Below are 13,320 nucleotides of genomic sequence, written 5' to 3' on the forward strand. Positions count from 1 at the left end.
CCGGCCACGCTGACTCTGTTAATAGGCGAATAATATCAGCTAGATATCCGGGTTATGTCAGCTTTTTATCAAATTATCAAAATTGAACCGCTGCTGGTATACAAAAGGGGCAGAACCCTGCCCCTTCCTGGTACCAATCAAATTACTTCGAGTTGAGATGCAACGTCAGGTCCCCCGGCTTGATCCAACCGGCCTTACGCATCACCTCCGCAATCCCCCAAGTCAGCAGGGCCGGCAAAATGAAGTGCAGCAACAAGATCGCCCCATAAATATCAAGGCTCTGCCAACCGGCACCATCCAGGGCAATGAAAGATTGGATCTGCCCGACCAACCCGGCGGTGCCCATCCCCGCGCCCAGTGGGGTATTTTCCATAGCAAACATGACGGTTGCAATTGGGCCCAGAATTGCTGAGGCCATGATCGGCGGCAGCCAGATTTTATAGTTATTGATGATGTTCGGCATTTGCAGCATGGACGTTCCCAGCCCCTGGGCAACGACGCCGCCCCAGCGGTTTTCCCGGAAGCTCATCACGGCAAACCCGACCATCTGCGCGCAACAACCCACAGTTGCAGCACCGGCGGCCAGGCCATTCAGACTCAGCATAATGGCAATCGCCGCGCTACTGATGGGCAGCGTCAGCGCCATGCCCATCAGCACAGCGACTACCGCCCCCATGAGCAACGGCTGCAACTGTGTCGCCGACATGATGAGATCACCCACAGCGGTCATTAACGCTGCGACCGACGGGCCGACCAAGGTGCCGACGCCCACTCCGACGATGACCGTCACAGCCGGGGTCAGCAAAATATCCACTTTGGTTTCATTGGCGACCAGCTTGCCGCATTCTGTTGCCGCAACCGTCGCGATAAACGCCCCGACCGGACCGCCCAGCGCCGCACCGGCAGCCCCCGCCGTGGTGGCTGAAAACAGCACCAGCGGCGGCGCTTTCAGGGCATACGCCACGGCCACACCAATCGCCGGACCGGTCATCTGCCTGGCGATGGGCCACAAGGTCTCGGAAAACAATGGAATACCGAATTTCGTCCCGAGGGTATTCAGAATCGATCCGATTAAAAGCGAAGAAAACAGGCCCAGCGCCATAAAGCTCATGGCTTGTACCAGATAGGTTCGTGCTGAAATGTCGATCTGTTTTCGACGGAGGAAATCACCCACAGAGGTTTGCGCTAATTGCATGGTTATACGTCACTGTATCAAGAGGGTCGACGGGCTAAATCATCAAAGCCGCTGATTTTACCCGAGCCCGCCAACTTCAGCCATATTCAACAAAGTTATCAAGTCGTTATTCCTTGGCTTTTTCGACCAAAATTTAACAAGCGATCCTGGAACGCTGCTCGCAACCAACAGGGTCGGTTTTGCCGGAATTACGGCAACTTTTCGTCTGATACCGCAATTTTTGCGTGACGGCACGGAAAGCCGTTTACCGAACCTCATCTGCCCCATAACGTCAGTTCGATCAGAACGACTTTCATAGGCGGCCCGTATGACACATACGACCCGGATTTTCCTTCGCTCCGGCTTAACCCGGTTAGCAGCTAGCATCTCGCTGATGATTTCCCCGTTTCATCTTCAGGCAGCAGATGCCCCGGTGTTGATGAAACCCGCAACCCTCGAACCGGATCAACTGAGACACGCAAGCGGACTAGCGGATGACATTAGCGCATATTATGTCAGTGAAAAACTCGATGGCATTCGTGCCCGCTGGACCGGAGCCAAACTGGTGACCCGCACCGGAAATCCAATTCATGCCCCCGAATGGTTTCTGGCAGCTTTCCCCCGGAACATTGCCCTGGACGGCGAACTCTGGGCCGGTCGCCACCAATTTCAGCACGTGACGACAACCGTGCTCGATCAACAGCCTGATGCTGTCCGGTGGCAACAAATTCATTTCATGGCTTTTGACTTGCCCGATGCCAACGACCCCTTCGAGGAGCGGTTGCGCCAACTGACCGAACACATCATCCGAATTGATCGCCCGTTTATCCAACTCGTATCGCAACGACGCTATACCAGCCTGGATGAATTGGAGTCAGCATTGGACACTCTCACCGCCAGTCAGGGAGAAGGCCTGATCCTACAACACCAGCACAACCGTTATCAGTCGGGGCGTTCAAATCAGCTGTTGAAGCTGAAACACTTTCAGGATGCCGAGGCCATTGTCGTGGGTTACGAGGAAGGTCAGGGAAAATACAGTGGGCTGATGGGTTCAGTTTGGGTGCTGACCGCAGAGAATCAAAAATTTAAGATCGGCTCCGGATTTAGTGATGCCGACCGGGAAAATCCGCCCCCGCTCGGCAGTACCATTCAGTATCGCTATAGCGGCTATACCAGCCATGGACTCCCCCGCTTCGCCCGTTATCTTCGCCAGCGACACTCCCCGGAAAGCTAGGCTTTACCTTGTTTGGGCTGGGGTTGGAACGAAGCTGAATTTTAGATGTTATACCAATCACAGTAAGTAAGTGCTCAGAAATAGCGTAGGAAAAATGTTTGAGAACAAGGCAGAATTTTTCGATAAGTAGTTACTCTACAATCAAAAATTCTAACGCAGTTATCGAACATTTTAACAAGCTAGAATGACCAGTTATTTACTACGATTGGTATTAGATTGAAGACTTTCCGTTCTGTCTTCGATAAAAAAATAAAAGCCGCTCTGTTGAGCGGCTCCGTATTTCATGTCATCAGCAGATGTCTCAGTCCACGCTTACAACTTGTATCGCTTCACTTCGAGCTCCAGTTTATCGGCCAGACGCTTCAGTCCATCCGCCTGACTGGCCGCTTCCTGCGCTTCCTGCGCCAGCTGGTTGGCAACTTCCTGTACCCCTTCGGTGTTGCGGCTGATCTCAGCCGTTACGCTCGACTGCTCCTCGGCCGCCGACGCAATTTGGGTCGCCATGTCGCTAATCACGTTGATCTCACGTGCAATGCTGTTGATGCTGGTGCCTGCAGCATCAACATCCTGAACACTGGTCTCGGCCAGATGATGGCTGTCCGACATCACCATTACCGCCTGTTTGGTGGTCGATTGCAGTGTTTCAATCATACCCTGGATTTCTTCCGTCGAGGTATGGGTGCGCTGCGACAAAACCCGAACCTCATCAGCAACCACGGCAAAGCCCCGGCCCTGTTCCCCGGCACGTGCCGCTTCAATCGCCGCATTCAGAGCCAACAGGTTGGTCTGCTCGGCAATAGCCCGGATCGTGGCCAGAATGGAGCTGATCTTCAACGCATGCTCATTCAGATCTTCGATGATCCTCACGGCACTGTTCACTTCCTGCGCCAGGTTTCCAATCGACGCCTGGCTCTGGCTGACCTGGGCATGGCCTTCTTCAGACATCGCCACCGCATTTTCAGCCGTCTTGGCCGTGTTATCGGCATTGCCCGCAATTTCATGGGTCGCGCTGGCCATCTCGGTAACCGCCGTTGCCACCATGGTGATCTCATCCTGCTGGCGGCGAATTCGCTCACTTCGCTCAGCCGCAGCACCTGCGGTTTCCGCCGCGGATTGATTCAGCTGCAGGGTAATATCGCGCAAATTCACCGCCATGGTGTGCAGACGGGACACGAAATGGTTGAAATTCTCAGCCAGACGGCCGACTTCATCATCAGAATGAACCGCAATACGAACGGTCAGGTCCCCATCGCCATCGGCAATATCCGACAGTGCAGACGAAACGCGATCCAGTCCCTGAAGCAGTTTAGCCACCAACCAGGCTGTGAAGAGAGAAACGGTGACCAGGATCAGTAAGCCGATCAAGATCTCCTGTATCAGCAAAGATTGCAGGGGCGCTTCAAGCGTTTTTTTGTCCATGACCAGGGTAATTGCCCATCCAGTCTTCGGAATCACATTCACCACAACGGCCTTGTCCCGGCCATCAAGCTGGGTAAACAGCAAGTGCTCTGATGCCGCCGCTTGTTTGAGATCCTGAACATTCATGCCCCGACCAAGCTCAGCCAGCGACTTCATCTGCATCGCCTTGTTTGGGTGAGCCACGACCCGATCACTATTCAAATCAAGCAACATGGCATAGCCATCCCCCGACACCTGAATATCCAAAATGTCTTTCACCAGCTTATCCAGTGCCAGGTTCGCACCGACCACACCCAGCATCTCACCCTTCACATACACCGGCTCAGCCAGAGTCACAACCAGGGTTTGCATGGTATGGCTGACATACGGCATGGTGGTAATTTGCTTTCCGGCAGCAGACGCTTCTTTGTACCAGCCACGACTGCGTGGATCATAACCGGCCTGATTTAATGACGGGTCATGACGGTGCATCACCCCTTCCCGGGTCCCAAAGTAAGCCAGGCCAAATCCGCCAGAGGTCAGGGTTTGCTTCAAATGGCCCACAATGTCCAGATTCGGATCCCGCTCAATCGCGTTCACGGTCGCTTCCACGGCCAGCTGACGTCCGTGAAACCAGTCGTCCACACCCTGACTATACGCTTGTGCCGTTCGTAAGCCTTCGCTTTCAATCGCCAGCCAGGCCTGTTCTTTGAGCGTCTGGTAAGCAATGCCGCCAAACACCAGAATTGTAATAAAGATCAATGACACGCTTGACAAAACAAGCTTCATTTTGAGGCTTAAACGCATAGAATATCCCACTAAGAACTACTTGATTTTGATACTGAATATATATGCACGCAGAATAATATGCTACCGATAACCCTTAAGGATGAGTATAAGATCACTGAATCCCGACCGATCATTTGAGTTTTTATCCTTTACACGCCATTATCTTGCAAAAACGTTAAAGTAATACGCCAGTACAGCCTTTATTCATTTTTGGTTCATCAACACAGCCTTACACTCATAATATGCTTATCAATCAATTCGTACGGCCACTGCTGATTCAATGTTTCCTGCTCTGGGCACTTCTGATGTCGCCTGGCGGGCTCGCCGCGCCGTCTGTGGACATCTCAGAAGATCAGGACGAAGTCATCGAAGCGGTGCAACAGGGACGGGTTCAACCCTACACCGCCCTGCAACTCGTGGTCAGCCAGCAACTCAACGGGCGAATCATCAAAGTCGAGCTTGAGCAAGACGATGACCAATGGGTGTATGAGCTCAAGTTAATCGATCCCGAAAACAACATCATTAAAGTGAAATATGATGCGTCATCGCTGACTATGATTGAAATCAAAGGCCGTCATCTGGAAAACATCATCAAGGTAGCTGAATGAAAATACTGGTTGTCGAAGACGAACTGACACTGGGCGAACAAATCGTGCATGGGCTGGAGCAGACCGGCTGGGTTGCCGAACTGTCAACAGACGGCATCGATGCCCTCTACCGTGCTACTTCCGAACCCTGGGATGCCATTGTCCTGGATTTAGGCCTGCCTAAACTGGATGGCCTGACCGTGCTGAAAGGGATCCGGGATGAAAACGTCAGTTGCCCGGTAGTGATCCTCAGTGCCCGTGATGAACTCACTCAACGGGTTGAAGGTCTCAACGCCGGGGCCGATGACTACCTGACCAAACCATTTCAAATGGTGGAACTCGTGGCCCGTTTGCGAGCCCAGCTTCGGCGCTCCTCAGGAAATGCCTCCCCCGTGATTCAGGCCAATGGGATCAGCCTGGATACCCGAACTTCAAAAGTACTTTATCGGGGTGAAGTGGTTGAACTCACAGCACTGGAATTTAAAGTGCTGTCTTACATGATGCACCACGTCAATAAGGTAATTTCACGCACCGAGCTGGTTGAGCATATCTATAAGCAAGACTTTGACCGGGACTCCAATACGATTGAGGTCTTCATCGGTCGGATCCGTAGAAAAATCAACAGCCAAGTCATTCAGACGGTACGGGGGCTCGGGTACCGGATCAATGCCGAATAAGATATTGACCCGACGACTGCCCAGCCTGCGCAGTCGTCTGCTGCTGGCAGCCGCTGTGTGGCTGATTACCATTACGCTGGCCGCCGGTTACCTGGTGCCGAACTTTATCAAGCGCTACCTAATTGATCAGGAACAGCAGCAGCTCGCTTTGTATGTCGATGAACTCACCGCGCGGGTTGAATTCGGTGCTGACGGTCGGGTGAGCCTGCCGGAAAAGCTGTCCAATCCGCGATTCCGCTCGCCATACAGCGGGCTCTACTGGACCATTCAGGTGAATGACCAGCAGTTCCGCTCCCGGTCGCTGTGGGACGCACGGATCGCCGGGGATGAGCAGAACGGTTATACCGGCCCGAAACAGCAATCCCTGCTGGTCGTCCAGCGCACAATCCTGTTACCGGAAAGTGACGCGCCCGTCACCTTAATGGTGGCTTCAGACCAAGCCAAGCTCAATACGACCTTACAGCAACTGACCCAGGGGCTGTGGTTGATCCTGCTGACCATGGCCGCCGGAATCCTGGTGTTAATCTGGCTCCAGATCAGTTGGTCACTACTTCCCCTGCGTACCTTGCGGCAAAATCTCAAACATGTACGGGATGGCGAAGCCACGGAGCTGACCGGGACCTACCCGATTGAGGTCAAACCTGTGATTGACGATCTCAATGCGCTGCTTTTTCACTATCAGGAGCTGCTGGAGCGCGCCCGCAATCATGCCGGAAACCTCTCCCATGCGCTGAAAACGCCGATTGCGATCCTGACCAACGAAGTGGCCAACCTCGACCCGGCAGACCAACAACAACTCACCCCGGCGCTGACGCAGCTACGGCAGCACATTGATTACCATCTCGGCCGGGCCCGGATGGCCGGAGCTGCTAACGTCTTAGCGGCCAGGAGTGCCCCTGCCGTTCGGGTGGATGCCATTGCCATGGCGATGAACAAAGTATACGCCGATCGGGGCATCACGCTGGTGAACGAACTCGACAGCGAATTGGTTGTCGCAGTTGAAACGCGCGATCTCGATGAAATGGTGGGCAACCTGATTGAAAATAGCTATAAGTGGGCCAGTCACCTGATCCGCGTCCACCAGACTGCACGCAACGCGCACACCGTCAGTATTACCATTGAGGATGACGGGCCCGGGATGGACTGCGAGGATTATCACACGGTTTTACAACGCGGAACCCGCCTCGATGAAACAACGCCGGGGAGTGGATTGGGATTGAGCATCGTCAATGAACTCGCACACAGCTATCGCGGATCGCTGACCTTAGATCGAAGTGCGCTCGGCGGCATCAAAGCGGTACTGGTGCTTCCCCGTCCACGAACTGAGTCATGACGCACGACTCAATGCGCGTCGGGAAAAGTGGGGGTCGCCATTTCTTCACAAAACACCCTATCGACTTGAATTGCCAGATTGCTTCTGTCAGATAGTTTCTGCCGGATAGCCTCTTGGGTGGCGTCTTCCGTGTCACCCTGTCATGCAAATGCGAATAAGCCAGCCCTGACACTGGCAGCAAAACAGGCTTAAAAAGGCCAGAGAGTCAGATTCACAATCCGAACCAGGACACCCAGGACGAAGGCACTGACCCCCAGGCGATAAGCTTTATATTCTGCAACATTCATGCTGACGCGCTTGTAGAACATTTTGACAACCCCGGACCAGTCCCGGGTTCGTGTGCCGTACTGGAAAACACTTTTGGTGATCAGCAATAAGCCGGAAGCGATCAAAATAATTTCTGCAATTTTCAATGAGGTTTCCAGCATGACTTCTCCCTTCCCTGCTGTGTTCCGTCTAGCTACCAACTTAGCGCCTTCCCGCCAATTCACAATTAGACCAAAGTGGAAACCAAGCAACTGCCCCTCTCCGGATGAGCGACCGGGTTGAGAACCGGATTGAGAAACTGGTTTCACGGGTCAAAACCGCTATGCTTCAGGAACGAAAGGAGATAAAGATACCGATTAACAATCCTTTCGTGTAAAATCCGCCCCCCGGAATTATCAACGAACGATATCGAGGCGATATGCAATTACTCGAAGCCAAACTACAAAAAATTGACCGTCATAACTACCGCAGCTATTCCAGCTTACGCGGGGAATATCATTTCGTTGACTTCGACTTTTTCATCGATACGACCCAGGCCGATCCATTTGCGCCGGCTTCCCGAGTCCGCGCTCGCCGCCAATGGTCCCTGACCGATCTGGCCTGGCTGAAAGAGCAGTCTGCCGATTACCAGCGCGCTGCCCGTGATTTCATTGCCCGCCAGTTTGCCGATCTTGCCCAGCAGGTGAATGAAATTCAGATCGATCGTCCGGGGCAAACCATCCTGGATCGCACCGCGGTAGTATTTGACGACGAAGGCATTGAGCTTCGCTTCCGCATTGATTTGCCTTCCGATGGTCGCACCATCATTGCCAAGAAAACCCTGAACCTGCTGACCTTCACGATGCCGAAGATCATCCGCCGCGCAACAATTGCGCGTGAACTACCGATGGATGAACTGAAGCGCCATTGTGAAACGGTTGAAGATCAGGTCGCGCTGCGTCGCCAGCTCCAGGAGAACAATCTGGTAGCGTTTGTCGCGGATGAGTCCGTGCTGCCGCGCCTTGCCGGAAACAGTGAACTGCCGCTGCCTGACGCCATCCCGTTTGTCAGCCCGGAAAAACTGGCAATTGAACTTGAAGCGCCGCATAAAGGCAAAGTTCGCGGCATGGGGATCCCGAAAGGCATTACCATGATTGTCGGCGGTGGTTTCCACGGTAAATCGACCCTGCTGAATGCCATTGAAAGCTCGGTATATGATCACGTTCCCGGGGATGGCCGCGAGTATATTGTCACCGACGATTCTGCGACCAAAATCCGTGCCGAGGATGGCCGTTGTGTGCATCAGGTCGACCTGACGCCATACATCAGTAACCTGCCGATGGGCAAAGATACAGCAACCTTCAGCACGCAAAACGCATCGGGCTCGACCTCTCAGGCCTCCTGGTTGCAGGAATCTCTGGAAGCCGGCGCGAAAACCCTGCTGATTGACGAAGATACTTCAGCGTCCAACTTCATGATCCGTGACGAACGGATGCAGGCGCTGATCGCCAAATGCGATGAGCCGATCACCCCGCTCGTCGATCGAATTTCCCTGATCCGCGACCAGCTGGATGTGTCTGTGCTGCTGGTCATGGGCGGTTCCGGGGATTATCTGGATGTCGCCGACACGGTCATCCAGATGCACAACTACGAAGCCATTGATGTGACCGACAAAGCGCGTGAAGTCGTTGCCTCTCACCCGACCCGCCGTCAACTGGAAGGCTCGACTGAGCTACGCCTGCCGCGCACCCGCAAACTGAACCGCTCGGCATTGCAAACCATGCTGGAAGACGGCAAGTTCCGCATCCAGGTGAAAAGTAAGAACTCCCTGCGCTTCGGCCGCGAATTTATCGACCTGCAAGCACTGGAGCAAGTCGCGGATGCCAGTCAGCTGCATACGGTCGGTTGGCTGTGGTTCCTGCTGGCGCAGCAAAAAGGCTGGGAAAATACGCCAAGCAAAGCCTTCGCGAAACTGCTGGATCAAAACTGGTTCCAGATGATGCCGAAACATGGTGATCTGGCCAAACCCCGGGTGATTGAAGTGATGGCCGTGCTCAACCGGATGCGCGCCGCTGAATTCAAGTAAGTCCAGCGCTTCAAAGCTTGCACGACACAATTTACTCAAGGCGGTCCTCAAGGGGCCGCTTTTTTATACCTGTTGAAAATCCGACGGTGAATTGGCACCAGATCACAATTCAGTGATTTATCGGTCCGTTCCAACCGAAACGAACTAGGCTAGATCTTACTCATCGGAGGTCTAACAAGGAGAGTAAACTTTGAAACGTATCATCACCCTACTGCTTTTCTGTCTGCTGCCGCTGACCGGTTTTGCCGGGACTTCAGCGAGTAACCTCGACCAGAAAGGCTATACCGAAACAAAGTATCCCATCGTCCTGGTTCATGGCTTGTTTGGCTTTGATACCCTTGCCGGTATTGACTACTTCTACGGCATTCCGCAAGCGCTGAGCAAAAGCGGGGCAACCGTTTATGTTGCCCAGGTATCCGCCACCAACAGTACCGAACTGCGCGGCGAACAGCTGCTGGCGCAAGTGGAAGAAGTGCTTGCCGTCAGCGGTGCCGAGAAGGTGAACCTGATCGGCCACAGCCATGGCGGGCCGACCGCACGCTATGTCGCCTCGGTTGCCCCTGAACTGGTTGCGTCCGTGACCAGTGTCGGCGGGGTCCACAAAGGCTCACGCATCGCTGACATTGTCCGCGGGCAAGTCGCACCGGGCTCTTTACCGGAAAACTTTGCGGTGACCTTAGCCGAAGGTCTGGTGTCACTCATCAACCTACTGTCCGGCGGTAGCGAGCTGCCTCAGGATCCGCTGGCGTCCCTGGCAGCCCTGACTACCGAAGGCTCACTGGCCTTCAACCAAAAATATCCGGAAGGGGTGCCGCAAACCGCCTGCGGTGAAGGAGATTTTGTGGCTGACAACGGGGTGTATTACTACTCCTGGACCGGTGTCAGCAACTTTACCAACGCACTGGATCCGACGGATGGCGCCATGATGGTGCTGGGACTGGCCTTTAACGAGCCCAATGACGGTCTGGTCGGCCAGTGCAGCACCCATCTCGGCAAAGTGATCCGCAACGATTACAAGATGAACCACTTAGACGAGATCAACGGCCTGCTGGGTGCGACCCACCTGTTTGAAACCGCACCGACGACCCTCTATCGTCAGCACGCGAATCGTTTACAGTTACAAGGATTGTAATGATGAAAAAGACCGTACTTGCGGTACTTGGTGTGGTAGTGACCGCCGGTGCGGTCACTGACAACCGATTCTCCGATGAGTCCCCTATTCTGGCTGCTTCGCAGCTGGATACCCAGGTTGATCGCGAAACATCGCGGGATACCTTCGAATATTTCCTGTCAGGGCTCGGTGAAATCAACCTGCCCGCGATCAGTGATCACCTGGAAAGTTATAATCAGACTCAGGCCACATCTCACCAGCTTGACGAAGCCTTGTTCCAGCAATTTGTGGATTACAAAGCTGCCCTGCAAACCCTGAATCCCCCGGATGTCGACAATCTGACGCCTGAAGCGCTGCAAGTGTTGCATGAGCAGTTACTGACCTTGCAACAACAATTCTTTACTGCCGAGCAGCAGACCCAGTTATTTTCAGAAGAAAATCAGCTCAGGCAACTGGCGCTGACTCAGCTAGCCCTCAAACGCCAGGCCACCAGTGACGCGGATTATCAAACCCTATGGCAACAGGAGCTGAGCCGTCTGCCGCCGGATCTGCAGAAAAGCTACCGCAATGCGACGCTGCTCAGTCAACTCCAGCAAACCTATACGCTTCCTTCGCAAGATCGCTACCTGCAACAACAAGCTTTAGTCGGACCAGAGGCGACTCAGCGACTCACCCAGCTCACACAAAAACGTCAGCACTTTCAGGAGACCTTTCAGCAGTATCTTGCTCGTCGCGACACGATCCTCGCCGATCCCGGTTTCACGGCTCAGGAACAAGCGTCGGAAATCCGTCAACTTCGGGAAGCCAGCTTTCCTGCGCATCAGCACCGCAGGGTGATCGCATTAGAATCAATGCAAAACCAGCCTCAACACCAACTGAACTAAAAAGTAAAAAGAAAGAAAGAGGAAAAAGGACGATTGGCAAAAGCCAATCGTCCTCAGTAAACCACGTCATAATTTGGCGGCATCAGGCGCGTTTGAATTGCACCATCAGGCGTTGCAACGCCTCCAACCGCTCAACCAACATCCGCGTACTCTCCACCGAACGATCACTGGTTTCAGCCGTCGCCACGGACAGGTTGCTGATCTGCTCCACATTGTGCGCAATTTCATCGCTGACGCCGGCCTGCTCTTCCACAGCCGATGCAATCTGGTGGCTGCTGTCTGTCACCTGATCCAGCATCGCATTGATTTCCTTCAGTCGCTCACCGGTTTCATTGGCCTGCTGGCGACAGTGCTCGGATAACTCACTCCCGCGCTCAACGGCCTCGACTGCCTGGCCGGCTGTTTGTTGCAGCCGATTGATCATCTGATGGATCTCGCTGGTCGAGGACTGGGTTTTCTGAGCCAGAGAGCGGACTTCATCGGCGACGACGGCAAAACCGCGTCCGGCTTCCCCGGCGCGGGCAGCCTCAATGGCAGCATTCAGCGCCAGTAAATTGGTCTGATCGGCGATCGAACCGATCACGTCCAGGATCCCCTCAATCTGACGGCTGCTGTCCGACAGCGCGTTGATCACCGTTTTCGAGTTATCCAGTTCCCGATACAGGGACTGAACTGAATCCATGGTTGTTTCCACGCTGGTTTGCCCGCTGATCGCCATTTCCTGTGCCTGAGTCGTCAGGTTTGACGCCTGAGCCGCACTTTCAGCCACTTCACGGATCGACGAAGCCATCTGCCCCATCGCCACGCTCACATCCTCCGTCGCTTGAGTCTGGCGAGCCAGATTGGTTTTGATTTGTTGCGCATTGGCAAACTCATCTTCAGCCGACAGCAAAATGTCACCCGATGTTTCGCTGGCCCGGCCGACTATGGCCCGGAGCTCAGATTTACGCATCCGCAGCGCTAATTCTATCGGCGAGAAATCATCCAGCTTACCGGTATAAATCGGCTCCATCAGCGGGTTATCGTACGCATTCTGTGCATGCTGGCGAATGGTGTTCAACCGAGCACTTGCCTGCAAGCTCAACGCAAACCCTGCCAGAAGAATCAAGGACAGCAGTGCAGAGTACATGACAGGAACGTCGATAAAGATCGGCAATAGCGAGCCGGTCAGCGCCGATCCCAGCAAGGCATTGATCAACATGCCCTGACGAAAACGGAATTTTCTGCCGCCTCCCTGATCCAAACTCGCATAAGCTTTCGCCGCCCGACTTACCTCTTCATGGCTCGGACGGCTTCGGACCGATTGATACTCGAGAATCTGACCTTTCTCATCGGTGATCGGCGTCACAAACGCGGATACCCAATAATAATCGCCATTTTTACATCGGTTTTTCACCACCCCCATCCAGCTTTTGCCCGCTTGAGCATAATGCCACAGCTGGCCAAAGGCAGTTTTCGGCATGTCTTGATGCCGAACCATGTTATGTGGCTGACCAACCAACTCTTCTTCGGTGTAACCGGCTACGTCGCAAAAGCTCTGGTTGGCATAAGTCACATAGCTCTTCGGATCTGTGGTTGAAATCAAATCAACCGCTTCCGAAAAATCAACAGCTTTGCCTCCATTGAACGCTGAATCTCGTTTTGTTGTTATTGTCATTCTTGTCTCTTGTCTTTATTTGCGGTGTTGAGTACAGAACAGTAACTTTACTTAAACAAATTTACGGCATGATTGTGACATTCATTCCACTGCAATACTTTGATGTGAGATAAATTTGACACTTAAAGTCAAAAAAACAACACC

The 13,320-nt window shown here is 53.6% G+C and carries 11 protein-coding genes; 7 read left to right on the forward strand and 4 right to left on the reverse strand.

Features of this window, described 5'->3' with window-relative positions:
- Positions 1 to 142: 142 nt before the first annotated feature.
- Positions 143 to 1,195 carry a PTS transporter subunit IIC gene (locus tag VV869_RS13710; RefSeq protein WP_337735470.1) on the reverse strand — a complete coding sequence of 351 codons (1,053 nt, stop codon included), beginning with the start codon at positions 1,193 to 1,195 and terminating at the stop codon, positions 143 to 145.
- Between the two features lie 307 nt (positions 1,196 to 1,502).
- Between VV869_RS13710 and VV869_RS13715 the strand changes: the two genes are divergently transcribed.
- Positions 1,503 to 2,408, forward strand: coding sequence for a DNA ligase (locus VV869_RS13715; RefSeq protein ID WP_337735471.1), 906 nt, complete (start codon positions 1,503 to 1,505; stop codon positions 2,406 to 2,408).
- Between the two features lie 312 nt (positions 2,409 to 2,720).
- On the opposite strand, the gene VV869_RS13720 is transcribed toward VV869_RS13715, so the two are convergent.
- Positions 2,721 to 4,613 (reverse strand): methyl-accepting chemotaxis protein, encoded by a 1,893-nt coding sequence (locus tag VV869_RS13720; protein ID WP_337735472.1) that lies wholly within the window; start codon positions 4,611 to 4,613, stop codon positions 2,721 to 2,723.
- Between the two features lie 287 nt (positions 4,614 to 4,900).
- Between VV869_RS13720 and VV869_RS13725 the strand changes: the two genes are divergently transcribed.
- From VV869_RS13725 to VV869_RS13735, 3 genes are read left to right on the forward strand one after another with little or no spacing between them, the layout of a single operon-like run.
- Complete coding sequence (locus tag VV869_RS13725) at positions 4,901 to 5,203, forward strand: PepSY domain-containing protein (RefSeq protein ID WP_337735473.1); 303 nt, start codon at positions 4,901 to 4,903, stop codon at positions 5,201 to 5,203.
- Positions 5,200 to 5,859, forward strand: coding sequence for a response regulator transcription factor (locus tag VV869_RS13730; RefSeq protein ID WP_337735474.1), 660 nt, complete (start codon positions 5,200 to 5,202; stop codon positions 5,857 to 5,859). The genes VV869_RS13725 and VV869_RS13730 overlap by 4 nt, the downstream gene beginning before the upstream one ends.
- On the forward strand, positions 5,849 to 7,192 hold the full coding sequence (locus VV869_RS13735) for an ATP-binding protein (protein WP_337735475.1): 1,344 nt from the start codon (positions 5,849 to 5,851) through the stop codon (positions 7,190 to 7,192). Before VV869_RS13730 ends, VV869_RS13735 begins: the two co-directional genes overlap by 11 nt.
- 188 nt (positions 7,193 to 7,380) lie before the next feature.
- Here VV869_RS13735 and VV869_RS13740 read toward each other — a convergent pair whose 3' ends face one another.
- Positions 7,381 to 7,620 (reverse strand): hypothetical protein, encoded by a 240-nt coding sequence (locus tag VV869_RS13740; RefSeq protein ID WP_337735476.1) that lies wholly within the window; start codon positions 7,618 to 7,620, stop codon positions 7,381 to 7,383.
- Between the two features lie 257 nt (positions 7,621 to 7,877).
- Here VV869_RS13740 and VV869_RS13745 point away from each other — a divergent pair, with 257 nt between their 5' ends.
- The 3 genes from VV869_RS13745 to VV869_RS13755 all read left to right on the forward strand — a co-directional run bounded on the left by VV869_RS13745 (position 7,878) and on the right by VV869_RS13755 (position 11,519).
- On the forward strand, positions 7,878 to 9,524 hold the full coding sequence (locus tag VV869_RS13745) for an ABC-ATPase domain-containing protein (protein WP_337735477.1): 1,647 nt from the start codon (positions 7,878 to 7,880) through the stop codon (positions 9,522 to 9,524).
- Positions 9,525 to 9,714: 190 nt separating this feature from the next.
- Positions 9,715 to 10,656: an esterase/lipase family protein gene (locus VV869_RS13750; RefSeq protein WP_337735478.1), complete on the forward strand. Its 942-nt coding sequence runs from the start codon at positions 9,715 to 9,717 to the stop codon at positions 10,654 to 10,656.
- Positions 10,656 to 11,519: a lipase secretion chaperone gene (locus tag VV869_RS13755; protein WP_337735479.1), complete on the forward strand. Its 864-nt coding sequence runs from the start codon at positions 10,656 to 10,658 to the stop codon at positions 11,517 to 11,519. Before VV869_RS13750 ends, VV869_RS13755 begins: the two co-directional genes overlap by 1 nt.
- An 82-nt stretch (positions 11,520 to 11,601) precedes the next feature.
- Here the strand turns inward: VV869_RS13755 and VV869_RS13760 are convergent, their stop codons facing one another.
- The gene (locus VV869_RS13760) at positions 11,602 to 13,176 is read right to left on the reverse strand and encodes a methyl-accepting chemotaxis protein (protein WP_337735480.1); all 1,575 of its coding nucleotides are present in this window, start codon (positions 13,174 to 13,176) and stop codon (positions 11,602 to 11,604) included.
- Positions 13,177 to 13,320: the final 144 nt, after the last annotated feature.

This window comes from Photobacterium sp. MCCC 1A19761 (assembly GCF_037389125.1).
Classification (GTDB): domain Bacteria; phylum Pseudomonadota; class Gammaproteobacteria; order Enterobacterales; family Vibrionaceae; genus Photobacterium.